23 protein-coding genes are annotated in these 26,180 nt (G+C 37.4%); all 23 read left to right on the top strand.

Features of this window, described 5'->3' with window-relative positions; genetic code table 11:
- Window positions 1-3 precede the first annotated feature (3 nt).
- The 23 genes from yidC to I6F40_RS16955 all read left to right on the top strand — a co-directional run bounded on the left by yidC (window position 4) and on the right by I6F40_RS16955 (window position 25,601).
- A complete protein-coding gene (gene yidC, locus I6F40_RS17065) occupies window positions 4-1,641 on the top strand; it encodes a membrane protein insertase YidC (protein WP_024592270.1) in 1,638 nt (545 codons plus the stop codon).
- Window positions 1,642-1,776: 135 nt separating this feature from the next.
- A complete protein-coding gene (gene mnmE, locus I6F40_RS17060) occupies window positions 1,777-3,141 on the top strand; it encodes a tRNA uridine-5-carboxymethylaminomethyl(34) synthesis GTPase MnmE (RefSeq protein WP_197193238.1) in 1,365 nt (454 codons plus the stop codon).
- A 1,088-nt stretch (window positions 3,142-4,229) separates the two neighbouring features.
- Window positions 4,230-4,679, top strand: a complete 450-nt coding sequence (gene mioC / locus I6F40_RS17055) for an FMN-binding protein MioC (RefSeq protein ID WP_007585993.1) — start codon at window positions 4,230-4,232, stop codon at window positions 4,677-4,679.
- Between the two features lie 428 nt (window positions 4,680-5,107).
- Complete coding sequence (mnmG, locus tag I6F40_RS17050) at window positions 5,108-6,997, top strand: tRNA uridine-5-carboxymethylaminomethyl(34) synthesis enzyme MnmG (protein ID WP_010555145.1); 1,890 nt, start codon at window positions 5,108-5,110, stop codon at window positions 6,995-6,997.
- 15 nt (window positions 6,998-7,012) lie between these two features.
- Complete coding sequence (gene rsmG / locus I6F40_RS17045; RefSeq protein WP_007585988.1) at window positions 7,013-7,633, top strand: 16S rRNA (guanine(527)-N(7))-methyltransferase RsmG; 621 nt, start codon at window positions 7,013-7,015, stop codon at window positions 7,631-7,633.
- A gap of 14 nt (window positions 7,634-7,647) precedes the next feature.
- Window positions 7,648-8,433, top strand: a complete 786-nt coding sequence (locus I6F40_RS17040) for a ParA family protein (protein ID WP_004335235.1) — start codon at window positions 7,648-7,650, stop codon at window positions 8,431-8,433.
- Between the two features lie 20 nt (window positions 8,434-8,453).
- Window positions 8,454-9,377: a ParB/RepB/Spo0J family partition protein gene (locus I6F40_RS17035; RefSeq protein ID WP_024591276.1), complete on the top strand. Its 924-nt coding sequence runs from the start codon at window positions 8,454-8,456 to the stop codon at window positions 9,375-9,377.
- 142 nt (window positions 9,378-9,519) lie between these two features.
- The gene (locus I6F40_RS17030; protein WP_166379288.1) at window positions 9,520-9,900 is read left to right on the top strand and encodes an ATP synthase subunit I; all 381 of its coding nucleotides are present in this window, start codon (window positions 9,520-9,522) and stop codon (window positions 9,898-9,900) included.
- A gap of 15 nt (window positions 9,901-9,915) precedes the next feature.
- Window positions 9,916-10,773, top strand: a complete 858-nt coding sequence (gene atpB, locus I6F40_RS17025) for a F0F1 ATP synthase subunit A (protein ID WP_024592268.1) — start codon at window positions 9,916-9,918, stop codon at window positions 10,771-10,773.
- Between the two features lie 61 nt (window positions 10,774-10,834).
- Entirely contained in the window at window positions 10,835-11,077 is a 243-nt protein-coding gene (gene atpE, locus I6F40_RS17020) for a F0F1 ATP synthase subunit C (protein WP_007585980.1), read from the top strand.
- Between the two features lie 41 nt (window positions 11,078-11,118).
- Window positions 11,119-11,589: a F0F1 ATP synthase subunit B gene (atpF, locus tag I6F40_RS17015; RefSeq protein ID WP_004335264.1), complete on the top strand. Its 471-nt coding sequence runs from the start codon at window positions 11,119-11,121 to the stop codon at window positions 11,587-11,589.
- A gap of 16 nt (window positions 11,590-11,605) precedes the next feature.
- A complete protein-coding gene (atpH, locus tag I6F40_RS17010) occupies window positions 11,606-12,139 on the top strand; it encodes a F0F1 ATP synthase subunit delta (RefSeq protein ID WP_007585978.1) in 534 nt (177 codons plus the stop codon).
- A gap of 14 nt (window positions 12,140-12,153) precedes the next feature.
- Window positions 12,154-13,695 carry a F0F1 ATP synthase subunit alpha gene (gene atpA, locus I6F40_RS17005; RefSeq protein WP_007585976.1) on the top strand — a complete coding sequence of 514 codons (1,542 nt, stop codon included), beginning with the start codon at window positions 12,154-12,156 and terminating at the stop codon, window positions 13,693-13,695.
- A 60-nt stretch (window positions 13,696-13,755) separates the two neighbouring features.
- Window positions 13,756-14,616: a F0F1 ATP synthase subunit gamma gene (atpG, locus tag I6F40_RS17000; RefSeq protein WP_007585974.1), complete on the top strand. Its 861-nt coding sequence runs from the start codon at window positions 13,756-13,758 to the stop codon at window positions 14,614-14,616.
- 33 nt (window positions 14,617-14,649) lie between these two features.
- Window positions 14,650-16,035 (top strand): F0F1 ATP synthase subunit beta, encoded by a 1,386-nt coding sequence (gene atpD, locus I6F40_RS16995; protein WP_007585971.1) that lies wholly within the window; start codon window positions 14,650-14,652, stop codon window positions 16,033-16,035.
- Between the two features lie 13 nt (window positions 16,036-16,048).
- Window positions 16,049-16,471 (top strand): F0F1 ATP synthase subunit epsilon, encoded by a 423-nt coding sequence (locus tag I6F40_RS16990; protein ID WP_007377666.1) that lies wholly within the window; start codon window positions 16,049-16,051, stop codon window positions 16,469-16,471.
- 165 nt (window positions 16,472-16,636) lie between these two features.
- Window positions 16,637-18,772 carry a winged helix-turn-helix domain-containing protein gene (locus I6F40_RS16985; protein ID WP_166379286.1) on the top strand — a complete coding sequence of 712 codons (2,136 nt, stop codon included), beginning with the start codon at window positions 16,637-16,639 and terminating at the stop codon, window positions 18,770-18,772.
- A 305-nt stretch (window positions 18,773-19,077) separates the two neighbouring features.
- Entirely contained in the window at window positions 19,078-19,230 is a 153-nt protein-coding gene (locus tag I6F40_RS16980) for a transposase (RefSeq protein ID WP_166379284.1), read from the top strand.
- A 687-nt stretch (window positions 19,231-19,917) separates the two neighbouring features.
- Window positions 19,918-20,121, top strand: coding sequence for a hypothetical protein (locus I6F40_RS16975; protein WP_166379282.1), 204 nt, complete (start codon window positions 19,918-19,920; stop codon window positions 20,119-20,121).
- An 8-nt stretch (window positions 20,122-20,129) separates the two neighbouring features.
- Entirely contained in the window at window positions 20,130-20,630 is a 501-nt protein-coding gene (locus tag I6F40_RS16970) for a hypothetical protein (protein WP_166379280.1), read from the top strand.
- Window positions 20,631-21,799: 1,169 nt separating this feature from the next.
- Entirely contained in the window at window positions 21,800-22,141 is a 342-nt protein-coding gene (locus tag I6F40_RS16965) for a hypothetical protein (protein WP_166379278.1), read from the top strand.
- 2 nt (window positions 22,142-22,143) lie between these two features.
- A complete protein-coding gene (locus I6F40_RS16960) occupies window positions 22,144-23,388 on the top strand; it encodes an HlyD family secretion protein (protein ID WP_166379276.1) in 1,245 nt (414 codons plus the stop codon).
- The gene (locus I6F40_RS16955) at window positions 23,388-25,601 is read left to right on the top strand and encodes a peptidase domain-containing ABC transporter (RefSeq protein ID WP_166379295.1); all 2,214 of its coding nucleotides are present in this window, start codon (window positions 23,388-23,390) and stop codon (window positions 25,599-25,601) included. The genes I6F40_RS16960 and I6F40_RS16955 overlap by 1 nt, the downstream gene beginning before the upstream one ends.
- Window positions 25,602-26,180: the final 579 nt, after the last annotated feature.

Here is a 26,180-nt window from a genome sequence, read left to right as displayed (position 1 = left end):
GTTATGGAATCGCAACGCACGTTTTTATTAATTGGCCTAATGCTAGTGTCGTTTTTATTGTTCCAAGAATGGGATAATGATTACAACAAGCCTAAAGTCGATCCAAGTGCCACAACACAAACACTACAAGCAAATTCACCAGAGTCGGATGATTATATTCCTTCATCGTCAGATTCAGAGTTACCTGCTTCAGCAACTTTAGCTAAGCGTTCAGTTATTGAAATTACAACTGACGTTTTTAAAGTTAAAATTGACACCAAAGGCGGTGACATTGTTGAAACAGACCTTCTTCAATACGAAGAGACAAAAGGCAGTGAAACGCCTTATATGCTTCTTGGTCAGCTTGATGGTGGCAAACAATACTTTTCACAAAGTGGCTTAATTGGCTTAAATGGCCCTGACGCATCTGCTAACGGTCGCCCTACTTACAATACCGAACAAAAGTCATATACCTTAACGGGTGATGAGCTTCGCGTTCCACTTCAGTTTACTGATAGTAATGGTGTTAGTTTTACTAAAACGTATGTATTCAAAAAAGGTCAGTATGACGTAGGCTTAGAATACAAAATTAACAACACTACCAGCGCACCTCTTCAAGTACAGCTATACACGCAAATTAAGCGTACCGTACAAGAAAAAGGTAGCATGGTTGATCAAAACTATTTAGGTGCTGCATACGGTACTGATGAAGAAAAATACGAAAAGTATAGTTTTTCAGATATGGCTGATAAAAACCTAAATAAAAGCACACAAGGTGGTTACGTTGCCTTTATTCAACATTACTTTGTAAGTGCTTGGGTTCCAATGCAAGATCAATCAAATACACTTTATAGCTTAATTACAAAAAGTAATGCCGCTATTATTGGTGCTAAAGATCCCGCTGTAAATATTCAAGCTGGTAGTGAGCAAACATTAACTGCTACTTATTATATGGGCCCGAAAGAGTCAGATATTCTTGAAGCGATTCACCCTGACCTAGACCTAACCGTAGATTACGGTTGGTTATTTTTTATCTCGCAACCTTTATTTGTATTGCTAAAATGGCTACACAGCATTTTAGGTAACTGGGGTGTAGCAATTATTGCCATCACTATTATCGTTAAATCGTTAATGTACCCACTTACTAAAGCGCAATACACTTCAATGGCAAAAATGCGTGCCCTACAGCCTAAAATGGCAGCCCTTAAAGAAAAGTTTGGTGATGACCGTCAAAAGTTCGGCCAAGCAACTATGGAAATGTACAAAAAAGAAAAAGTTAACCCAATGGGTGGCTGTTTCCCTATTTTGCTACAAATGCCAATTTTCTTAGCCTTGTTCTACGTATTCTTAGAGTCTACTGAACTTCGCCATGCTGAATTCATTTTTTGGTTAACTGACCTTTCTGCGAAAGACCCGTACTACGTATTGCCAATATTATTTGGTGCGAGTATGTTTGTGACGCAAAAGCTACAACCTATGACGGTTACGGATCCAATGCAGCAAAAAATGATGACCTTTATGCCGGTAATCTTCTCTGTATTCTTCTTATGGTTCCCATCTGGTTTAGTTCTTTACTGGTTAGTGTCTAACCTTATTTCTATTGTCCAGATGTTAATCATCTACCGTGGCATGGAAAAGAAAGGAATTAAAGTAAGAGGCTAACTAAGCTCCTACTTATATAAAGGCGACTTCGGTCGCCTTTTTTATTGCCTGTTTTTCACCACAGCTATTCGCTACAAATAAATCGATAGGTTACAATACGGGCATAAAGTTACTCATCGTTGGCAAATTAATAGCATGATCAATCAAGATACAATTGCAGCACAAGCAACAGCACCTGGACGTGGTGGTGTTGGTATTATTCGCGTTTCAGGTAGCCTTGCTAAAAGTGTCGCCGAAAAAGTAGTAGGTAAAATACCTAAAGTTCGCTACGCCGATTATGTGCCATTTAAAAGCCTTGCTGGCGAGCAACTTGATCAAGGTATTGCCATTTACTTTGCAGGCCCTAACTCATTTACTGGTGAAGACGTACTTGAATTACAAGGCCACGGCGGTCCTGTAGTACTGGATATGTTACTTAAAGAAATTAGTAAAATAGAGGGCGTTCGTTTAGCAAAGCCTGGTGAGTTCTCTGAACGCGCATTTATGAATGACAAGCTTGATTTAACACAAGCAGAAGCTATCGCCGACTTAATTAATGCTACGAGCGAGCAAGCCGCTAAAAGCGCCCTACAGTCTCTCCAAGGTGAATTTTCTAAGCACATAGAAACACTCGTAGAAAAAGTAATTCACTTACGTATGTATGTAGAAGCGGCAATAGATTTTCCTGATGAAGAAATTGATTTTTTATCAGATGGTAAAGTGTCAGGCGACTTAGACGCTATTATTACTCAGCTTAACACTGTAACCAACCAAGCCAAGCAAGGCAGCATCATGCGCGAGGGTATGCGTGTTGTTATTGCAGGTCGCCCTAATGCGGGTAAATCAAGCCTGCTTAACGCTCTAGCTGGTCGTGAAGCCGCAATCGTAACAGAAATAGCCGGTACCACTCGCGACGTACTACGAGAGCATATACATATAGATGGTATGCCACTGCATATTATAGATACCGCAGGCCTACGCGAAAGCCCAGACAGAGTAGAACAAATAGGTATTGAGCGTGCATGGGATGAAATAAACCAAGCCGACCGCGTTTTATTTATGCTTGATGGCACTGATACTATAGATACTGACCCGCACAAAATTTGGCCTGAATTTATGGCGAAATTACCAGAAGGTATGGGGGTTACGGTCATCAGAAATAAAGCTGATTTATCGGGCGATATAGTCGGAATGGAGCAAGAGCAACAATACCCGGTCATCAGCTTAAGTGCTAAAAATACTGATGGTATTGAACTTGTTCGCGAGCATTTAAAAGCTTGTATAGGCTTTCAAGGTGCAACAGAAGGTGGCTTTATGGCGCGCCGTCGTCATTTGGATGCACTAGAAAGTGCTGCGTATCATTTAGAAACGGGTAAAACACAGTTAGAAATGCACATTGCTGGTGAAATACTCGCTGAAGAACTGCGTTTAACACAGCAGTATTTGAATGAAATAACCGGTGAATTTACCTCCGACGACTTACTTGGCAAAATATTTAGCTCGTTTTGTATTGGTAAATAAACACCCTATTACAGATATATTTTTATTATAAGAGCACTTAGGTGCTCTTTTTTTATGTAAAATATGTATTTATACACCTGATGTCTGCAAATTACTGCCAATAAAATCATATCCAAAACTACCTTTATTACGTGCTAAGAGAGGTCTGATTATATAGAGTAGACAATACTGAGAGTGCTTATTGAGGAATTAATAGCACGAATCACACCTATTATTAAGGTTAAAATCGATACATTTTTAAACAACCGCACGCTTTAATAGCGTTATATGTCATACAAAAAGTAGTTATAAATGGCTTCCTTATACTTACTTTAGCGCACAAAAATGCACTAAAACACACCTGATACACGCAAAAAATGATGCTATTCGCTCAATTAAAGAGCTAAAAAACACTGATTAGTACTCTAAAAAGCTTACTTTTGACAACATATAATTTGATAATCACTGTGATTTTTAAATAAAATAACTCAGCTGCTAAGTATTCAACACTTTTGATCTGCTAACTTCACCAGCAAAATTAATAAAAATAGCAGCTCTAAATTCGCATAAAATTAAAAATACCGAGATCACTTATCCACAATACCTAATTTTCAGCTCAAATAAATACCAAAACTAGGTAAATCAGTCGCAAAAACCTCATGATCAATTGTAATTTATCTATTTATGAACTTATTTTTAATTAATTTCATTAGATCTGCTTTATTAGATCATTTTTAAAAATTATTTTCGATCTAAATTTAAGGTTATCAACAGGCTTTATATCCACATAATGATCAACATGTATTTTTAATTGAGATATTTACAATTTAATTTTTACTGACAAGTAATATCAATAACTTAGCGAATATAAAACAACCTAAAAAACAGTTTAAGCAGAGCTTTCCCCACTGTTATCAACAACTTGATCAGAAGATTACACTTAAAGATAATTTGTTAAATATCATATTATCAACAACTTAAAGACACAATTTTGAATGAGTGTAAAATTACCGCAAAAATAGTTATACAAAAAAGCACTCTTAACTTTACTGTTATCCTCACTCAGTTATCATAGGCGGCAATTAAAACCAATGTGATCACTAATATTCATGAGTTCAGTAAATCTTATTGTCGGCAGCCAAATGGGATCAGCCGAGTATGTTGCAGAGCAATTAAGCGACGCGCTTAATAACCTTGGTATTACTACACAACTACATGATCAACCTGAATTTAGCGATATTGATCAGCAAAATACCATTTGGTTAATCTGCACATCAACTTATGGTGCAGGTGATTACCCTGAAAATCTTATTAGTTTTGTTGAAGATGTAACTCAAGCAGATGATTTATCTGAATTAAAATATTCAGTAATCGCTTTAGGCGACACTAGTTATGATACTTATAACCTAGCAGGACGTAATATAGATGCCTTATTAGCTCAAAAAGGCGCTATAAAAGTAGCAGAACGTTTAGAGCTTAATATTCTCGATGAAGCACTACCAGAAGACACTGCATTAACATGGTTAGACTCTTGGATAGTTCAAACAGGCATAAAATAGATAGATCAAGTAAAAAGTTATATATAAAGTTACCCACAATTTACTAATAATTTAATAGGTTTTGTGGATAAAGATTGAATAAACTGCGTTTTAAAGCATGCTTATCCATTGGATAAGATCCAACTGATTCAACCCTGTGCATAAAGTGCCTTTTTGATCAGAGCTTATTTGCTGGATGATCCGATCATATTAACACCTTTAGATCTGATCTAATTTCATGTTTTAAATGAAGATCTAAACCTTATCAACAGAAAAGTCGATCAGTAGTAGTAATAGTAATAAAAGATCTCTTTAAAAGATCCTTTATATTATTAGAGATCACATACTTAGATCTTGCCCTTTGTTTAATCATTTATCTTCTGCCAATTTCTAGGTAGAATACGCTCCCTTTTGAAGTTTACCGGTTTGATTTAAGTAGGATCCCATTAATGATTTTTCACGAAAATTTTGACGTTATCGTAGTAGGTGGTGGACATGCTGGCACTGAAGCCGCATTAGCAGCTGCCCGTATGGGGATGAATACCCTGCTACTGACTCACAATATGGATACCCTTGGTCAAATGTCTTGCAACCCAGCAATTGGTGGGATTGGCAAAGGTCATTTGGTAAAAGAGATCGACGCGCTTGGTGGTGCAATGGCACAGGCCATTGATAAAGGCGGGATCCAATTTCGTACACTAAATTCTTCAAAAGGACCTGCTGTTCGTGCTACTCGAGCACAAGCAGATCGTGCTTTGTACAAAGCGGCTATTCAAACAACATTACAAAACCAAGATAACCTTAAGATTTTTCAACAATCATGTGATGATCTTATTGTTGAAAACGATCGTGTTACTGGCGTAGTAACTCAAATGGGTTTACGTTTTAGTGCACCAAGTGTTGTTTTAACCGTGGGTACTTTTTTAGGCGGCTTAATTCATATTGGTTTAGAAAATTATAAAGGCGGTCGCGCAGGCGATCCTCCTTCAATCGCTTTAGCTGATCGCTTACGTGAACATCCATTTAGAGTTGATCGTTTAAAAACAGGTACACCGCCACGTATTGATGCACGTACTGTTGATTTTACAAAAATGGAAGCACAGCCAGGTGATACACCAACTCCTGTGTTTTCGTTTATGGGTAAACAATCAGATCACCCACAACAGATACCGTGTTACATAACTTACACAAACGAAAAAACACATGATGTTATTCGTAAAAACTTACATCGCTCACCTATGTACTCAGGTGTTATTGAAGGTATTGGTCCACGATACTGCCCTTCAATTGAAGATAAAATTGTTCGTTTTGCAGATAAAGATAAACATCAAATATTTGTTGAGCCTGAAGGTTTAACATCATACGAATTATACCCAAATGGTATTTCGACTAGTTTACCGTTTGATGTACAACTTGAAATTGTGCAATCGATTACAGGTTTTGAAAATGCACATATTTGTCGACCTGGTTACGCAATTGAATATGATTACTTTGATCCACGTGATTTAAAACAATCTTTAGAAACTAAATTTATTGAAGGTTTATTTTTTGCGGGTCAAATTAACGGTACTACCGGCTATGAAGAAGCGGGTGCACAAGGCTTAATTGCAGGTATGAATGCTGCACTAAAAGTGCAAGGCAAAGATTCTTGGACACCACGTCGTGATGAAGCTTACGTTGGCGTATTAATCGACGACTTAGCAACACTGGGTACAAAAGAACCATACCGTATGTTTACCAGTCGTGCCGAATACCGTTTATTACTTCGTGAAGATAATGCTGATATTCGTTTAACTGAAAAAGGCCGTGAGCTAGGTTTGGTTAATGACGAACGCTGGCAGGCATTTAACGAAAAAATGGAAGTAATCGAAAAAGAGAAGCAACGCATCAAAGATACGTGGATTCACAAAGATCACGCCGTTGTAGAACAAGTAAATGCATTACTGAAAACACCGCTTACACGTGAAGCAAGTTTAGAAGAATTACTTCGTCGCCCAGAGATTCGTTATAACGATCTTATGGCTATAGAAGGATTAGGATCTGAATTTACAAACAAAGCGGCACTTGAACAAGTTGAGATCCATACTAAGTACGCAGGTTATATTGCGCGTCAACAAGATGAGATCAACAAACAGCTTCGTCATGAGCAAACAATTTTACCAAAAGAGTTTGATTATAAAACCGTATCTGGTTTGTCAAATGAGGTAGTTGCCAAGCTTATTGAGTCGCGTCCTGACACTATTGGTCAAGCATCGCGTATTTCTGGTATCACCCCAGCGGCGATTTCGCTATTATTAGTGTATCTGAAGAAGCAAGGCTTATTACGCAAATCCGCGTAACGGTAAGGGTACATAGTGTTACAGCAACAATTAACTACATTGTTAGCGCAAACTGATATTGCGCTAACAGAAAAACAACAGCAACAGCTAGTTCGTTACGTCGAGTTATTGAATAAGTGGAATAAGGCTTATAACTTAACCTCAGTACGCTTACCTGAAGAAATGATGATTAAGCATATTATGGATAGCTTAGTTGTTGCGCCTCACTTACCCGGTCATCATTATATTGATGTTGGAACGGGTCCTGGATTACCGGGTATCGTATTAGCAATTGCATTACCTAATACACATTTTGTGTTACTAGATAGCTTAGGTAAACGTGTACGATTTTTAATGCATGTTAAACATGAGCTTGGTCTTGATAATGTAACCCCGGTTCAGTCAAGAGTTGAAGAATATCAACCAAGTGTTAAATTAGACGGCGTACTAAGTCGTGCTTTTGCTTCATTACAAGATATGGTTGACTGGTGTTCGCACTTAATCGATCATTCGGGTAAATTTATAGCACTTAAAGGCGTGTTCCCTAGCGAAGAGCTAGAGTCACTACCTGCAGGTGTTAAGTTTGAGCAAAAAATTGCATTAGAAGTACCTAATTTAGATGCACAACGACATTTAATTATTCTTTCTAAAGATTAGGGATCAGAGATACCGTGGCAAAAGTCATCGCATTAGCAAATCAAAAAGGTGGAGTGGGTAAAACTACAACCGCTGTTAACCTCGCTGCTTCTATGGCTGCAACGAAACGTAAAGTGCTGTTAATTGATCTCGATCCGCAAGGTAATGCGACTATGGGTAGTGGCGTAGATAAATATGGCGACGTGCCAACTATTTACGACCTACTTATTGAAGATAAACCTATAGAAGACGTTATCATTAAAGAAACGTCTGGTGAATACCATATGATTGCTGCAAACGGTGATGTAACCGCTGCAGAAGTTAAATTGATGGAATTATTTGCCCGTGAAGTGCGTTTACGTAATGCACTTGAAAAAATTCAGGACCAGTACGAATTTATTTTTATCGACTGTCCACCCTCTCTAAATATGTTAACTGTTAATGCAATGGCCGCAGCTGATTCTATTTTAGTGCCAATGCAATGTGAGTATTATGCACTTGAAGGGTTAACCGCATTAATGGATACGATTACGCAACTTGCTAAGTTAGTGAATCCTAGCTTACAAATTGAAGGCATACTTCGTACTATGTACGACCCACGTAACCGTTTGGCAAATGATGTATCAGAACAATTAAAACAACATTTTGGCGATAAAGTATACCGTACGGTGATCCCGCGTAATGTTCGTTTAGCTGAAGCACCTAGTTTTGGTACTCCTGCTATGTACTATGACCGGGCATCAAGTGGCGCTAAAGCGTATTTAGCACTCGCTGGTGAAATGTTACGCAGAAAAGAAAAAACAGCGTCCGTTGTCGCCTAACTTTGAGGTAAAAAAATAACATGTCTGCTAAAAAACGAGGTTTAGGCCGAGGACTCGATGCACTTTTAAGTTCGTCAAAGCCTGCACCGAGCCCAAGCAAGGAACACGACACATCAAACGTTTCTGAGGCTGTGCAAAATGCCGCGGCTAATAATAGTGAATTACAAAAACTTCCAATAGAGTTCTTACACTCTGGTAAATACCAACCTCGTAAAGACATGTCTGAAGAGGCGCTAGAAGAGCTTGCTAGTTCTATTCGCTCACAAGGTATTATTCAACCTATTGTTGTGCGCCCTATTGCACACAATAGCTTTGAGATTATTGCTGGTGAGCGTCGTTGGCGCGCAGCGCAAATAGCTAAGCTTGAAACAGTACCTTGTATTATTAAAGATGTACCTGATGAAGCTGCCGTTGCGATTGCACTGATAGAAAATATTCAGCGTGAAGATTTAAATGCCATGGAAGAAGCAGTTGCACTTAATCGTTTACTAATAGAATTTGAATTAACACATCAGCAAGTAGCAGATGCGGTGGGTAAATCACGTACGACTGTAACTAACTTATTGCGTTTAAATAACTTAAATAGTGATGTAAAAATTCTGTTAGAACATGGCGATATTGAAATGGGCCATGCTCGTTGCCTGTTAGCCCTTGAAGGTGAAGCGCAGTCAGATGCTGCTCGTTTAGCTGTAGCTAAAGCATTAACAGTTCGAGAAACTGAAAAGCTCGTACGCTCAATTTTAGAACCTTTACCTGCTAAAGAAATAACCGAAAAAGATCCAGATGTTAAGCAGTTAGAACAACAACTCGCTGAAAATCTAGGTGCTAAAGTAGAGATTAACTACAATAAAAAAGGCAAAGGTAAACTGGTTATTTCGTATACTAACCTAGATGAACTTGACGGCATTTTAAATCGTATAAATCACGACAATACCCACCATTAGTTTTCTACATGTCTAAAAAGGGACATTTGTAGCTATTTCGTGTTACAAAGCATCTACTCAAGTTGCAAAACTGGCAGGATTAAGTATAATTTCGCCAGTTTTCACACCCTAACAATTAGAACGCAATAAAGGTTAACTAAACGTGACTGATAAGTTAGCGAGTCCATATCGACTTGCCGTATTAAAGTTAATTTTCCTTCAGGGTGTTGTAGCATTAGTTGCTGCTGTAATTATTTTTTTTAGTTCGGGAGTCAATGCCTCGCTTTCATCACTCGCTGGTGGAGCTGTAGCAGTACTTCCGCACTTTGTATTTGCACTTTATGCATTCAGATATATGGGTGCAAGTCGAGCAAATCAAGCGTATGCCTCGTTGAAACGCGGCAACGGATTAAAGTTTATGCTAACAATTGTATTGTTTGCGCTAGTACTGAAGCATTTTCCGGTAATTTTATTACCCTTTTTTAGTACTTATATACTGGCGCTCTTTACTGGATTGTTCGCACCCGTTTTTTTTAAACATTAACTTTTGGGATATAACATGGCAGCAGAAGAAGTTACTCTATCTGGCCATATCCAGCACCATTTGACCAATGCTAAGATGTGTTCGACCGATACAGGTCTCGCCTTCAATAAAGCATGTACGGACAGTGGATTCTGGACATGGCATATAGATACCCTTGCATGGTCTATCGGTTTAGGTCTTATATTTTTATGGATCTTTCGTAGTGCCGCTAAAAAATCAACACTAGGTGTACCTGGAAAATTTCAGTGTTTTATTGAAATAATCGTAGAATTTGTTGGTGACAACGTACGCGATACTTTCCATGGTAAAAGCAAGCTTATTGCACCATTAGCCTTAACGATTTTCGTTTGGGTGTTCTTAATGAACTTAATGGATTTAATACCAGTTGATTTCCTTCCAGCATTTGCAGGTTTCGTTGGTGAGACTGCATTTGGTATGGATTCACACGATGTGTACATGAAAATTGTACCAACGACAGACATTAATATGACTTCAGCGCTAGCGCTGGGTGTATTTATACTAATGGTTGGCTTTTCAATCAAAATAAAAGGTATTGGCGGGTTTATTAAAGAGTTAACGCTTCATCCGTTCAACTCAAATAACGTGTTCGTTCAAATTATTTTGATACCATTTAACTTATTACTTGAACTGATTGCACTCGTTTCTAAACCGTTTTCATTAGCACTACGTTTGTTTGGTAACTTATATGCTGGTGAGTTGATTTTCATCTTGATCGGCGCTATCGGTTTTATGCAACTACCGTTGCACTTTGTTTGGGCAGTATTCCATATTCTAGTTATTACATTACAAGCATTCTTATTCATGATGCTTACGATTGTATACCTAAGCATGGCAAGTTCAGATAATCACTAATTTTTAGATTTACAATTTTACTTTTACTTTTAACTTTACAATTGAAACTTTGGAGAAATAAATGGAAGCTTTAGAATTATTAACAGGCTTAAAATACATCGCAGTAGCTTTACTAATCGGTTTTGGTGCAATCGGCACAGCAATCGGTTTTGGTAACATGGGCGGTAAATTCCTTGAAGCATGTGCGCGTCAACCTGAGCTTGCACCTTCGCTACAAGTTAAAATGTTTATCCTTGCTGGTCTAATCGATGCTGTAGCAATGATTGGTGTTGGTATCGCTATGGTATTGTTGTTCGTACTTTAATTTTATTCTTTGAACAGCTTACTATTTAAGGAGGAGCGGTTGTGAATTTAAACGCCACTCTTATCGGTGAATTGATTGCGTTTACGGTGTTCGTATTATTTTGTATGAAATACGTATGGCCACCACTAAACGGTGCAATTGAAGCTCGCCAGAAAAAAATCGAAGATGGTTTAGCTGCCTCTGATAGAGCCGAAAAAGACTTAGAACTTGCGCAAAAGAAAGCTGCTGAACAGCTTAAAGATGCAAAAGCTCAAGCGGCTGATATCATTGATCAAGCTAAAAAGCGTGCAGTGCTAATTGTTGACGAAGAAACACTTCGTGGTCAACAAGAGCGTGAAAGTATCATTGCTCAAGGGCACTCTGAAGTTGAGTCTGAACGTAATCGCATAACAGAAGAACTACGTAAGCAAGTAGCAACTCTGGCAGTGATTGGCGCAGAACGTATTTTAGAGCGTGAAATTAATCAAGCCGCACATAGTGACATCGTTGAAAAACTTGTCGCTGAGCTGTAATTAGGAGGGTATGAGCATGTCTAATTTGACTACTATCGCTCGCCCATACGCTAAAGCGGCTTTTGAACTTGCCGTTGAGAAAGGCACTCTAGAAAGCTGGAATGATATGTTGTTCTTTGCAGGCCATGTAGCCAGCAATGAGCAAGCATCGTCTGTTTTAGCGAGTATGCCTACAGCTACTGCACAAGCTGAATTATTTATTCAACTTTGTGCTGAGCAGCTCAACGAACAAGGTCAGAACCTAGTTAAGGTGATGGCTGAAAATGGACGTTTGACAGCTCTACCTGAAGTTGCACAGTTATTTGCTGAATTTAAAGCAGAATACGATAAAGAAATCGAAGTAGATGTGATTTCTGCAACTCCTCTTGTTGCTGCGCAACAAGAGTCATTGGTAGCGGCACTTGAAAAACGTTTCGCACGCAAAGTTAAGCTGAATTGTAGTGAAGACGCGTCAGTGGTTGGTGGACTTATTATTAGGTCTGGCGACACTGTAATCGACGGTACTATTCGCGGTAAATTAAACCGCTTAGCTACAACACTACAATCGTAATTGGGAAAAAGAGCATGCAACTTAATTCCACTGAAATTTCAGATCTGATCAAACAACGTATTGAGAAGTTCGAAGTTGTAAGTGAAGCTCGTAACGAAGGTACTATTGTATCTGTTACTGACGGTATCATCCGCATCCACGGTCTTGCTGACTGTATGCAAGGTGAAATGATTGAGCTTCCTGGCAGCCGTTATGCTATCGCACTAAACCTTGAGCGCGACTCAATTGGTGCAGTAGTAATGGGTCCGTACGCTGACCTTACTGAAGGCGTAAAAGTATATACAACTGGTCGTATTTTAGAAGTTCCTGTTGGTCCTGGTTTACTTGGTCGTGTTGTAAACACACTAGGTGCTCCAATCGATGGTAAAGGCGCTCTAGATAACGACGGGTTTGAACCTGTAGAAAAAATTGCACCGGGTGTAATCGAGCGTAAATCTGTAGATGAGCCAGTTCAAACTGGTTATAAATCTATTGATGCGATGATTCCAGTTGGTCGTGGTCAACGTGAACTTATCATTGGGGATCGCCAAACAGGTAAAACTGCACTAGCAATCGATGCAATCATCAATCAAAAAGACACAGGCGTTAAGTGTGTGTACGTTGCGATTGGTCAAAAAGCATCTACTATTGCAAACGTAGTTCGTAAATTAGAAGAGCATGGTGCACTAGCAAATACTATCGTAGTTGTTGCATCTGCTTCTGAATCTGCGGCACTTCAGTACTTAGCACCGTTCGCGGGCTGTACTATGGGTGAATACTTCCGTGACCGTGGTGAAAACGCATTAATCGTATATGATGATTTGTCTAAGCAAGCAGTTGCCTACCGTCAAATTTCATTACTACTTAAGCGTCCACCAGGGCGTGAAGCATACCCAGGTGACGTATTCTATCTTCACTCTCGTCTTTTAGAGCGTGCATCGCGTGTAAACGCAGATTACGTTGAAAAGTTCACTAATGGTGAAGTGAAAGGCAAAACTGGTTCATTGACGGCATTGCCAATCATTGAAACTCAAGGCGGCGACGTTTCTGCGTTCGTACCGACTAACGTTATCTCTATCACCGATGGTCAGATCTTCTTAGAAACTGACTTATTCAACTCAGGTATCCGTCCGGCAGTAAATGCTGGTATCTCGGTATCGCGTGTTGGTGGTGCTGCACAAACTAAAATCGTTAAGAAACTAGGTGGCGGTATTCGTCTAGCCCTAGCTCAGTACCGTGAATTAGCTGCGTTTTCGCAGTTCGCGTCTGACCTTGATGATGCAACTCGTGCTCAACTTGAGCATGGTGAGCGTGTAACAGAGCTAATGAAGCAGAAACAGTACGCGCCAATGTCTGTTGCTGATATGTCTTTGTCGTTATTTGCTGCTGAAAAAGGCTTCCTTCAAGACATCGAAATCGCGAAAATCGGTGACTTTGAAGCAGCTTTACTTTCGTATGCAAATAGCACATACGCAGAGCTTGTGGCTCAAATCAATGAAACTGGTAACTTGAATGCCGAGATCGAAGCGCAGCTTAAAGAACTTCTAACGAAGTTCAAATCTACGCAAACTTGGTAATTTAGTTATTAATGGTGCGCTTTAGGAAACTAAAGCACACCTTGATTCGGAGAGAGAGTCATGGCCAGCGGAAAAGAGATTAAAAGCAAGATCGGGAGTATTAAAAATACTCAAAAGATCACTAGCGCAATGGAAATGGTTGCTGCGTCTAAAATGAAAAGGGCGCAAGAACGCGTTGCTTCAAGCCGTCCATACGCTGACAAATTACGTGAAGTAATTGGTCGTGTTGCTCAAGCAAATCTTGATTTTACTCACCCGTTCTTAAAAGATCGTGAAGTGAAACGAGTTGGTTATATTGTTATCTCTACAGACCGTGGTCTGTGTGGCGGTCTAAACTCAAACGAGTTTAAGAAAGTTGCACTTGATGTTAAAGCGTGGAAAGAAAAAGGTGTTGATGCTGAATTTGCTACTTTAGGTAGTAAAGCAGCTGGCTTCTTTCAACGTTTTGGTGGTCAACTACTCGCTAAAAAAGCGGGCCTAGGAGATAAACCTTCAGTACAAGACGTTATTGGTCCTGTAAAAGTTATGCTTGATGCATTTTCTGAAGGCAAAATAGACCGTTTATTCTTGGTATATAACAAATTCGTTAATACCATGAGGCAAGAGCCAATTATAGATCAGTTACTCCCTTTGCCAAAAGCTGAAGAAGAAGTATCTGCTCACACATGGGATTACTTATACGAGCCAAATCCAGAGGCTATTTTAGAGTCTTTGTTAGTACGCTTTATTGAGTCTCAAGCATACCAAGGTGTGGTAGAAAATGCTGCCTCTGAACAGGCTGCTCGTATGGTTGCAATGAAAGCTGCAACTGATAACGCAGGTGACCTTATGGACGAGCTACAGCTTGTTTATAATAAGGCTCGCCAAGCAGCAATCACACAAGAAATTAGTGAGATTTGTTCTGGCTCAGCAGCAGTTTAATGCTTCGGGTAAAGATTAACGAGAGGAATAGACATGAGTTTAGGTAAGGTCGTCCAAATTATCGGCGCCGTTGTGGATATTGAATTTCCACAAGATAGCGTGCCAGCGGTATACCACGCACTAAGAGTAACAGATGGCGATTTAGCTGGTTTGACTCTAGAAGTTCAACAACAGCTAGGTGGCGGTGTAGTGCGTACTATCGCTATGGGTACTACTGATGGTTTACGTCGTAGTGCTTTAGTTATGAATACAGGTGAATCGATTCAAGTTCCAGTTGGTAAAGCAACACTTGGTCGTATCATGAACGTACTTGGTGAGCCAATCGATGAAGCGGGTCCAATCGGCGAAGAAGACCGTATGTCTATTCACCGTGCAGCACCTTCATACGAAGAGCAATCAAGTTCAGTTGAACTTTTAGAAACTGGTATCAAGGTTATCGACCTTGTATGTCCGTTTGCTAAAGGTGGTAAAGTTGGTTTATTCGGTGGTGCCGGTGTTGGTAAAACTGTAAACATGATGGAACTTATCCGTAACATCGCAATCGAGCACAGCGGCTACTCAGTATTCGCAGGTGTTGGTGAGCGTACACGTGAGGGTAACGATTTCTACCATGAGATGAACGATTCAAACGTACTTGATAAAGTATCGCTTGTATACGGTCAGATGAACGAGCCTCCTGGTAACCGTTTACGCGTAGCGTTAACTGGTCTTACTATGGCTGAAAAGTTCCGTGATGAAGGTCGCGATGTACTTTTCTTCGTAGATAACATCTACCGTTATACTCTTGCTGGTACAGAAGTATCTGCACTACTTGGTCGTATGCCATCAGCGGTAGGTTACCAGCCTACACTTGCTGAAGAAATGGGTGTGCTTCAAGAGCGTATCGCTTCTACTAAGACGGGTTCAATTACATCAATCCAAGCGGTATACGTACCTGCGGATGATTTAACGGATCCATCTCCAGCAACTACCTTTGCTCACTTAGACGCAACAGTAGTACTTTCACGTGATATCGCGTCACTTGGTATCTACCCAGCGGTAGACCCACTTGATTCATCTTCACGTCAACTTGACCCACAAGTAATTGGTCAAGAGCACTACGATACAGCACGTGGCGTTCAAACAGTTCTTCAGCGTTATAAAGAACTTAAAGACATCATTGCAATCCTAGGTATGGACGAGCTTTCTGACGAAGATAAGCAACTTGTATCTCGTGCACGTAAAATCCAACGTTTCCTATCTCAGCCATTCTTCGTGGCAGAGGTGTTTACAGGCGCGTCTGGTAAGTACGTATCACTAAAAGATACAATTTCTGGCTTTAAAGGCATCTTAAACGGTGAATTTGATGATATGCCAGAGCAAGCGTTCTACATGGTTGGCTCTATCGAAGAAGCTCAAGAAAAAGCCAAAGGCATGTAACTAGGAGGGTAGTATGACAGCTATGACTGTACATCTTGACGTAGTAAGCGCTGAGCAGAGTTTGTTCTCTGGTCTTGTTGAATCGATTCAAGTATCTGGTAGTGAAGGCGAGCTGGGTGTAAACCTAGGCCATGCTCCACTACTAACTGCCCTTAAACCTGGTATGGTACGTTTAGTTAAGCAATTTGGTCACGAAGATGTGATATATGTTGCTGGCGGTACATTAGAAGTTCAACCAAATCACATCACGATTCTTGCAGATACTGCGGTTCGTGGTGAAGATTTAGATGAAGATTCTGTACAAAAAGCTAAACGTGAAGCTGAAGAACATATGGCGAATTCGTCAGCTGTTGAGTTTGATTATCAGCAAGCGGCTACGCGACTGGCAGAAGCAGTTGCTCAGTTACGCGTAATTCAGCAATTACGTCACAAGTAAGCCTATCCGGTTTTTAAAAAGCCCACTTTGAGTGGGCTTTTTTGTGCCTGTTCAGATGACATTACCTTACATAGCTGTTAACCTCTCGTTAATGTTTTCGCATTTGAAACAGTTTAAACATTTTTTATTCTCAAGTTGTGATATGGATGTTGGGTTATAACAATTATGAAAGAAGCAAATTTTCCCCGTAGTGTTAAAGAAGTCAAGTTCGGTGCGTGGAGCCTTAATCCAAAACTTCAAATAATTTCTGATGGTGAAGTTGAAAGAGAACTAGAACCACTTCTTTTTAAAGTACTTTCTTATTTGATTATTAACAAAGACGAGATCATTACCCGTCAAAACTTAATTGATGATGTTTGGTGTCAACACTATGTTGATGACAACGCAATTAACCGAGCAATGTCAGAACTTAGAAAAGTACTGAAGTCAGAAATACAACGTGGTTTAGTGGTAAAAACACATTACAGGAAGGGTTATAGCTTTTTCTTGGAGCCTGAGATTATTTATTATGAAGAAGAGCCTTCGACTTCGGGGCAGGTTAATATATTAAAAGAAACCCCTAATAAAATGCAAAAAAAGGTAATAGGATTTATAGTAATATTAGTTTTAGGAGTTATTGGTAGTATCTACATATTTCAAAGCCTACTAAATCAAAATGACTATAAACAAAAGGATACGCTATCAAAGGTAGGAACAAAAAGCCCAAACATTGTAGAGAAAAAATTTAACGAAGAAACACTCTCTTGGCTACAGGGGGTATATAGTCAAATGATACTTTCCCCAAATAACTCAACCGTTGCACTTTCATTCCTTGGAGAAGAACAATTAGATTCAGTGCTTTTATTAAAAAACTTAAATACTGGGCAAGAAATAAAAATTTCAGAAGCTAACGCTAATATTTCCCCGGCAGGTTGGTCAATTGATAGTGAACGTGCAATTTATAGTGTAGAAAGTAAAGGCAAATGTGAGCTGTGGGAAGTAGGTTTAACAAGTAATGCGGATAGTAAGTTTTTATTTAATTGTGAGTCTTCATACCCAATAAATGCGATTAATATTGATAATAATTCTCTTATTTATTCAAAGTATGGTTATAGAAACCGCTCTGAATTATCAGTTCTTGTTAATCGAAACTTAAGTACAGGTGAGGAGTTTCAAATAAGTTCACCAAACCTAAATTCATATGGTGATAAGTTTTTATATTTTATAAAAAACAAGAATAAAATTATATTTGAAAGACATCAATTTAATTCTAGTGAATTATACATGACTGATTTAGAAGGTGGCGCGCAGATAAAACTATTTGAGACCAAAAATAGAATATGGTCAATTAACTATCAAAAAGAAACCGACTCATTGTTATGGTATGACAATACAGAAGAAATTTTTTACCAATATTCGTTAAATAATAACCGTATAAAAAGTAAAACAAAAGTTCATAGTAGAAGTCGCTACTCGGCAACTTATCCTATTAACAATAACAATGTTCTAGGGTTGATATATCCTTTTTTTCATAATGTCTACAGATTAGATCTAACTTCTAAAAACTTTGAACGTGTATCAAAATACGATAGCAGGTTTGCAAGTTCTATTGGAGAAAACCTTGTGTTTTTAAGTAATGATGGGGAATCAATTAAATTAAATACGGTATTCAAAGATGGTAAGGTCAAATCAAAAAAAGTTAGCTTCAGCTATCGAGACTTTAAAATATCTTCTGATTCCCAAGAGGCTTTTGGTGTTAATGAAAGTGAAATAGAAATACTTAATTATGAAAATTTATCCGTTAGGGATGTTATTACCCCAAAAGGTAATTTGATTTCAGCTAGTTATTTACTAGATAAAAACATTGGTTATATTGTGCAAGATGAATCTGGTGCAAGTACTCACTCTTACATTTTTAATAGGGTTAACTCTAAAAGTATATTATTACCTGTAAATAATGCATTGTGGTTTGGCCAGTTACAAAATAATAAAATAGTATTTTTGAATAATCTAGGTATGTTAATATTTTTTGATTTATCTACAGGGGTGCAAACAACTGGCTTAGAAGTTAAACAATCAACTTATAAGCACTCTTTATCGATAAATAAAAATAAAGTTTATCATTCGACCGGTAAAGCAATTTACGAATATGATTTTGCTGAGAGTGTTGATATATTGCCTAAAAAAGTATTTGAAGTTAGCAATGCAGAAGATGTTATTCTAAATGTAAATTCTTCGAGTTCAGATAGCACTCTAACCTTAGAAATAGTTGAATTGCTAAACAATGAGCTTGTGAGATTATCGCTAGAGAAAAGTGATTAACTAGTATTTTTTGAAATTATCAATATAGTTATCAAAACTTTTATGCCTTAATTTAAGTAGTTTATACGAAGACTTTCTGCATGTAATAACTTATAAACGATAAATTTATGCGCGCTCTTTCATGCGATCGCTTTTAATCAACAGTGTTAGATATAGTAACTAGCTTGATTTTTAATTTAATGTGGTCTGCATTACTAAGTAAAACTAAGTTTGATATTATAACTTCTCAGCTAATCCAATTCATCTTTGTTACCCCCCTGTGTCAGGATAGTTGTCGCCTCTAACTTTTAATAGAGGCAGATAAAATGAGACGTCGATTTACACACGAATTTAAAGTTCAAGCTGTTGAAAAAGCATTATCTCAATGTGATGATGTTCGCCTAGAAGATATTGCGCTTGATTTAGACATCGGTTATTCAACTTTACAACGATGGATCGCACTTGCACAGCGGTATTAAATTTGTCACGCCAAACCAGCGCCATTTAGGATTAGATAAAGCGATACTAGCGAAACCTCATCGGGTAAATGAAATGGCGAAATTACAGAATCCAAGCCGTTGGTCAGGAAAGTCGCGAGATTGGACAATGATCAATGAAGTAAATTTAAATCCAGAGAAAAAAGAAGAAGTGCGGGCGGCATAAAATTTAACTTGATGCGACAACTAACTTGAAAAACTCTGTTACTTAATTTTATAAATTTAAAAGTAAACTTGCGCCTTATAAGTTTCTTCAAATCGGATGCAATATTTTTGTATTTAACTTAAGGGCTTAATAGTGAAAAGTGTTATTTTCAATGCTGGCGTCACTTTGTTGTACTTAAAACAATTATATGTATTTTAGGACTTACTTATTTGACTTTGTATATATATGCCCAAAGTATGGCGGTACTTTGGGCTACATATGCGAGAAATGCAAATGCAATAAGGAAACTAAATTTTACAGCCGTTCCAAAAATAAGACAAGTTTTTTATTATTCTAATATTTTCAATTGCTAATATTGTTAAGTTATTTAATTTCAGTAGTTTAAGTCTAATTATTATATGATTTAATAATGATTGATAATTACATTTTTTTATATTTTTAGGATAAATTAATTGTGTTCACTAAGAAACTATAACAAACAATTATCTATAGGATTAAGATTCATGAAATTTTCATTAAAGAAAAAAAACCTAAAAGTTCTTAAATCAGAAGGCTTAAATACTAATAATATCCTAGCGCTAGAACAAACGAAAATGATAAACGGTGCGGCAAAAACTGTGACGATTAGAACAAGCTGGTGTAATCCGGAAGACCCTGATGTTCAAATTCCAGGTTCAGTTACAATATTTACTGAAGTCACTAAATAGGGGGCTTTTTGTTAGTAATCAATTTATATACTGCAATTTCATTCTCTGCTGTTTTGAATATAAATACACCTGAACTTCAGGAGTATTTATATTCCAGAGAATCTGGGAATATTAGTGATGTTTTTGTTAAGAACGGTGATTTAGTTAATAAAAATGATTTATTAATGGCGTATGATAATTATGAGTCAAGAAAGTATGTTTACTCTACTTTAAAGGGAAATGTCGTATATGGGTCAAGGTTAGAAAAAGGTGGTTTTTTTTATAAGGGAGAGCTACTTTTTAAAATCAAAAACGAAGAGTTTTATGGCGTACTTTCTTTTAATAATAAGGAGCTAGATAACATTGCCTCTATAAAGCTAGAGGGTTACTTATGTTCAGACGCATATGACTTTCGTTTTAAAGTGGTCAAGGTAGACCATTCATCTATTTTAGTATCAATTAAGAATTTAGATGAGGATTTGAGCATGAAAAATAAGGGGGTTAATGAAGTTTTTTATAATTGCAATTAGTTTCGCAGGTACTATCTGCTTTGCAAACGAGTAAGTATTTTTATCAAATTTTACATTATATTACGATGGTTTAGATTTATTAAGCGGCCATAATCGCCATTTAAGCTTATTTAGTTCTATTAAATGGAAATTTTTATTTAAGAATTTTTACACTCTTCACCATTCTAACCTCTATTTTCCAAATATAGTCATGCTTTATATAAGTGGCCGTATACTTTGTCATAAACAATCTGGCTTAGTACTAAATAAATTACCGAAAAAGCGTTTATTAGCAGTATATATCTACATTCCTTTCTTTTCTTAAGTTGTGTTATATTTAACAACCGCTGGAGAAATAGCTGGCAATAATTTTAACCACTTTCCCGCCCAGGGCCACAGAAAATAACAGGCTTATATCAAAAGCATACCAATTAAATCTGTAGTTACTCATCTATCTGTAGTTACTCATCTACTTGTTTTCTAAATTATATTTACCTTGTTATCCCAAACTACTTACCCTTCTTAGTTTTAAATAGACACCAAACACGCGTATTAAATTTTAAAGTATAGGCTGATAACACTACTCGGTATTTAAGTTAGCCATTATTTATTCCCATCATGTAACAAATTAATTTTAAAGGTGATTCAGGAACACTAGTTTTTATGCTCATAATCATTACTTTTTTTAGTGGAAAAGGAGTTAGCCTTGGTTAGTATTACTTTTCGAACTTTTTATTTAGTGCTTTTTACTCAGTTATTACGGCATACGCTTTTTAGACTCATCCGAAGTCTCTGCTGCGTTTTAGCTATTTCTTTATATTTTCACCTTTAAAGTTAAGCGTTATACACACAAACTTAGCAATTTTTGCAATACTGTAGCCTTGCTCGTTAGTCAATAAATTAAGCGTTCAGCTAAATTAGACCCGAGCAACCATCGGGATGATACTTCTTATGTATTCCCTTCGCAAATCTATATCTATAAATATGTTTACCATATTAGCAAAGCAAATCTAATCACTATTACTAGCTTATTTACAAATAACTTTTTAGCTTAAGTAACTGAAAAAAAATAATTTTATTAATTATCCTTACATTTGCTAAATGAATAATTATCTGTGAATATAAATTCCATCGAATCAGAGGGGGCCAATAAAACCCTCTTTTAAAAGTTAAATAATTTGGAGCTTACTATGACGCTTAATGAATATTTTAGCCGTTACTATGCATTAATCTGCGATGGTAGCTTAGATGATCTAGAAGATTATTTCTGTTCTGGCTCCCCTTTATTTAATGCGACCAAGCAACAGTTTGAAACACTAAGAAAGCAATTTGACTTTAAGTTTACTTTGCAAAATGTGGCACTAATTGCAAAGCAAGACGACTTATTAGTTGTAAGAGATGTAGTTAATTTTAAAGCAGAGATAGATGGCAAAGATATAGATAAAGTGTCGAGTAATTTACATTCGTTAGTAAAAGAGTCAGGTGAATGGAAATTGCATTGTAGTACACCACTACCTGAGGCAATGGTGTAAATATGTCAGGTTTATTTCGCAAAGAAGCTATTGACCATCAAGGACAAAAACTTGATGGTGAGGTAACAATAGCAACTCATATGTCGTTTACATGGATATTAGGGTTGATTTTAGGGATTGTTATTATTGGCTTCACATACCTTATTTTAGGTGAATATCACCGAAAAGAAGTTGTTTCTGGTTATTTACGACCAACAACCGGTTTATCTAAGGTTTATCCTTTAACAACAGGTGTTGTTGAAGAGATTTTTGTAGAAGAAGGTGAACATGTCATTAAAGGTCAATTGCTAGCGCGGATACGGATGGAAAGGTTACTTTCTTCTGGTAACGATATTAATGATGTAATCGTGAGTGAGTTAACTAAGCAAAAGCAATTCTTAAATGAAAACTTACAAAATCAAAAATTATTAGCTGAAGTGAGTGTTGAAAAATTAGAATCTCAAATAGCGAGCACGACTTTTCAAGTGGAGCAGGCCCAAAAACAGCTGACATTATTAGATAAACGAGTTGTTTTGAGTAAAAAAAGAGTTACTGATACCGAATCGCTTATAGAAAAACAATTTGCTTCTAACGCTGATTTGGAGACGGTAAAAGATAATTACTTTGCAATTCAACAACAAGCCGAAGATCTAGAAGCGCGTTTACTTACGCAAAAAGAGTTGCTGAGTCAGTATCGTTTTGAATTAATACAAATGCCGATGAATCAACAAGAGGTTGAATCACAGCTACGTTCTCAATTAGCGAATATAAATCAGCAGATTAGCCAAGCTGAATCACAAGGTAGTTATGATGTCCGTAGTCAGCGTAGTGGCCGCATTAGTAACTTATTAGTTAAGCCAGGGATGATGGCACAATCAAATTATCCATTAATGGCAGTGTTACCAGAAGATACAAAATTAGAGGCCGTTCTTTTTGTACCAACTAGAGCTTATGGGTTTGTACAAAAAGGGCAAGGTACACGCATTCGTTATCAGGCATTTCCATACCAACGCTTTGGTATTTATGACGGGGTAATAAAAAGTGTATCTAAATCAATACTTTTACCAAACGAGACGGCTTTACCTGTTTCGCTTCAAGAGCCAATGTATCAAGTAGTAGTAGAGTTAACCAATCAAAATGCAAAAGCTTATGGAGCTTCTGTTCCTCTACAAGCTGGCATGTTACTCGAAGCAGACATTATGGTTGATAGTCGTTCGCTCTTTGAGTGGTTATTTGAACCAATATATAGCATTAAGGGAGCAGTATGATGGAAAACCCAATGCATTTATTGAAATTTAGCGGGGCAAAGCGTCTCCCAGTAATTTTACAAACAGAAGCTGCAGAATGTGGGTTAGCAAGTATAGCAATGGTTGCTGCTTACTATGGTTACAAAACAGATTTAACGAGCTTACGCCAAGAACATGAAATTTCTTTAAAAGGCGCAAACCTTGAAGAGCTAATGCAAATTGCAGATAAGTTAAAGTTAAGTACACGAGCTTTAAGATTAGATTTAGAACACTTATCGCAGCTTAAAACACCCTGTATTTTGCACTGGGACATGAATCACTTTGTAGTACTAAAAAAAGTAACTAAAAAATCAATAGAGATACATGACCCAGGTTTAGGTGAGCGCAAATACACAATGGAGGAGTTTTCTAAACACTTTACTGGTGTTGCATTAGAGCTTAGTCCAACAGAAGAGTTTAAATCTGAAGATTCGCGGGTAAATTTAAAATTATCTGACTTTTGGAGCAAAGTAACCGGCCTAAAGTCAACGCTGGGCAAAGTATTTGTTTTATCACTATTACTACAAGCATTTGCAATAGCAAGCCCTTACTACATGCAGCTTGTAGTTGATGAAGTGATTTTAAGCTACGACCAAAACCTACTCGCTATTTTAGCAATTGGATTTGGCTTGCTGATGGGAATAGAAATGGTCACGGGAGCTGTACGGAGTGTTTTATTATTGCATTTTGGTAATTTAATGAGCATACAGCTTGGTGCCAATCTATTTCATCATTTAATCAGATTACCATTACAGTATTTTGAAAAACGGCACATAGGTGATGTTGTCTCTCGGTTCGGCTCACTACAACAAGTAAAGGAACTACTTACTAAAGGGGTAATAGAGGCGGTTATTGATGGTGTGATGGCTATCGCAACACTTATCATGATTTTTTTGTACAGCCCAAAGCTCAGTATCATTGTTTTAATAGCGATAGCCATTTATGCAGTGTTTAGAATTGCAATGTATCGCCCACTTCGTCAAATGTCAGAAGAGGTCATCGTAAACCTTGCCAAAGAGCAATCGAACTTTATGGAAACAGTGAGAGGTATCCAAACGATTAAATTGTTTGGGCGAGAAGTACAAAGACAAAGTGTGTGGCATAACAAGTACGCAGACAGTTTGAACTCAGGTATACGCGTAGGTCACTTAAACATAGGCTACGAAGCATTTAATAAAATTATTTTTGGTATTGAAAATGTTCTAGTTATTTACTTTGCAGCCATGCTGGTTATGGAGGGGGATTTAACGGTTGGTATGTTGTTTGCCTTTATGGCTTATAAGCGCCAATTTGTAGAAAAAATGGCAAGCTTAATTGAAAAAGTGATCGAGTTTAAAATGCTTAGCCTTCATTTTAACCGCTTAGCTGATATCTCTCTAACTGATAAAGAGCAAAACATTCAAGGCAAAATGAGTGGAAAGAAAATCAGTGGCAACATAGAGCTTAAAGGCATTAATTACCGATACAACAAAAAAGAAGCACCGGTATTTAAACACCTAGACTTATCAATTAAAGCCGGAGAGTCAGTCGCAATTATTGGGCCGTCTGGTTGCGGTAAAACGACGTTAGCAAAGTTAATGCTTGGGTTGTTCGAAGCAGACGAAGGCAAGATTGAAGTAGATGGCATTGATATTAGACAACTTGGGCTTGGTCAATATAGAACGCAGATTGCAGCTGTAATGCAGGACGACCAGCTTCTATCAGGCTCAATAGCAGATAATATATCATTTTTTGACCCCGAGCTAGACATGCAACAAGTTGAATGGGCAGCCAAAATTGCGGCTATAGATAAAGATATTTTACAAATGACAATGGGCTACAACACACTCGTTGGTGATATGGGGGCGGCATTATCAGGCGGGCAAATACAGCGCTTATTACTTGCAAGAGCTCTGTACAGAAAACCTAAAATATTATTTATGGACGAAGCAACAAGTAACTTAGATACAAAGCTTGAGTTTTCAGTAAACGAAGCCGTTAAAAATCTAGATGTAACACGCATTATTATTGCACATAGGCCAGAAACAATAGCCAGTGCAGACAGGGTTATAGAGCTTAGATATGGTGAAGCCATAGAGGTAGATAAGCCTGATTTAGGTTCAAGAACTAAAGCTATAAAGAAGATAAATAGCTTAAATGTTGAAAATGAAGAGTTTATAGATACAAGTTCAGACGGAAGTTTTTTAATAAGTTAATTAATAAAAAAGGAGAAATAAATGAAAGAGTTAAATGTAGTTCAGTTAAAAGAAGTTAATGGTGGTGCAATTTCTTCCGGGAGTAGGCCTGTTATATGTGGCCCCATTGAAATACCAAAATCTAATCAGACTTACTAAAACACAATAAACTTAAAATAGGAAAATATCATGAATGAATTGAACATAATGCAAGTGAAAGAAGCTAATGGTGGCATTGTAGATGGTGGTTGTGTAATTGGACCTAAAGTCCCAACTATTCCAAAGATTTTTCAATAGGAGAGGTATATGAAAACATTAAATATAGTTCAGTTGGAAGTAGTGAGTGGTGGTGTTTCAACGGTTTATCATGAGGGTGCATGGCTGCAAGCCATTAAAGATCTAATGAATCAACTTAAATAATCAGATAGGAAAAATAAAATGAAAGAGTTAAATAAAAAAGAAATAACAAGTAGTGTTTTTGGTGGAAAGTGTACTGGAGTTTGGTTAGGAACGACTGATGGTGAGTATGGTGTTTGTATTGGTAAAAGTGAAAATTAATTAATAAAGGAATTAAGATGAAAGAGTTAAATAATTACGATT

The sequence above is a fragment of the Pseudoalteromonas sp. SWXJ133 genome (assembly GCF_015864365.1).
GTDB lineage: Bacteria > Pseudomonadota > Gammaproteobacteria > Enterobacterales > Alteromonadaceae > Pseudoalteromonas > Pseudoalteromonas arctica.
This window is presented reverse-complemented; position numbering and strand designations above follow the sequence as displayed.

Coding starts and splice junctions, on each gene's coding strand:
- atpA (WP_007585976.1), top strand. CDS start 12,154: ATGCAACTTAATTCCACTGAAATTTCAGATCTGATCAAACAACGTATT.
- I6F40_RS16960 (WP_166379276.1), top strand. CDS start 22,144: ATGTCAGGTTTATTTCGCAAAGAAGCTATTGACCATCAAGGACAAAAA.
- atpB (WP_024592268.1), top strand. CDS start 9,916: ATGGCAGCAGAAGAAGTTACTCTATCTGGCCATATCCAGCACCATTTG.
- I6F40_RS16975 (WP_166379282.1), top strand. CDS start 19,918: ATGAAATTTTCATTAAAGAAAAAAAACCTAAAAGTTCTTAAATCAGAA.
- atpE (WP_007585980.1), top strand. CDS start 10,835: ATGGAAGCTTTAGAATTATTAACAGGCTTAAAATACATCGCAGTAGCT.
- I6F40_RS16980 (WP_166379284.1), top strand. CDS start 19,078: ATGAGACGTCGATTTACACACGAATTTAAAGTTCAAGCTGTTGAAAAA.
- mnmE (WP_197193238.1), top strand. CDS start 1,777: ATGATCAATCAAGATACAATTGCAGCACAAGCAACAGCACCTGGACGT.
- I6F40_RS16955 (WP_166379295.1), top strand. CDS start 23,388: ATGGAAAACCCAATGCATTTATTGAAATTTAGCGGGGCAAAGCGTCTC.
- I6F40_RS16985 (WP_166379286.1), top strand. CDS start 16,637: ATGAAAGAAGCAAATTTTCCCCGTAGTGTTAAAGAAGTCAAGTTCGGT.
- I6F40_RS16965 (WP_166379278.1), top strand. CDS start 21,800: ATGACGCTTAATGAATATTTTAGCCGTTACTATGCATTAATCTGCGAT.
- I6F40_RS16990 (WP_007377666.1), top strand. CDS start 16,049: ATGACAGCTATGACTGTACATCTTGACGTAGTAAGCGCTGAGCAGAGT.
- mioC (WP_007585993.1), top strand. CDS start 4,230: ATGAGTTCAGTAAATCTTATTGTCGGCAGCCAAATGGGATCAGCCGAG.
- atpG (WP_007585974.1), top strand. CDS start 13,756: ATGGCCAGCGGAAAAGAGATTAAAAGCAAGATCGGGAGTATTAAAAAT.
- yidC (WP_024592270.1), top strand. CDS start 4: ATGGAATCGCAACGCACGTTTTTATTAATTGGCCTAATGCTAGTGTCG.
- atpD (WP_007585971.1), top strand. CDS start 14,650: ATGAGTTTAGGTAAGGTCGTCCAAATTATCGGCGCCGTTGTGGATATT.
- atpH (WP_007585978.1), top strand. CDS start 11,606: ATGTCTAATTTGACTACTATCGCTCGCCCATACGCTAAAGCGGCTTTT.
- mnmG (WP_010555145.1), top strand. CDS start 5,108: ATGATTTTTCACGAAAATTTTGACGTTATCGTAGTAGGTGGTGGACAT.
- I6F40_RS17035 (WP_024591276.1), top strand. CDS start 8,454: ATGTCTGCTAAAAAACGAGGTTTAGGCCGAGGACTCGATGCACTTTTA.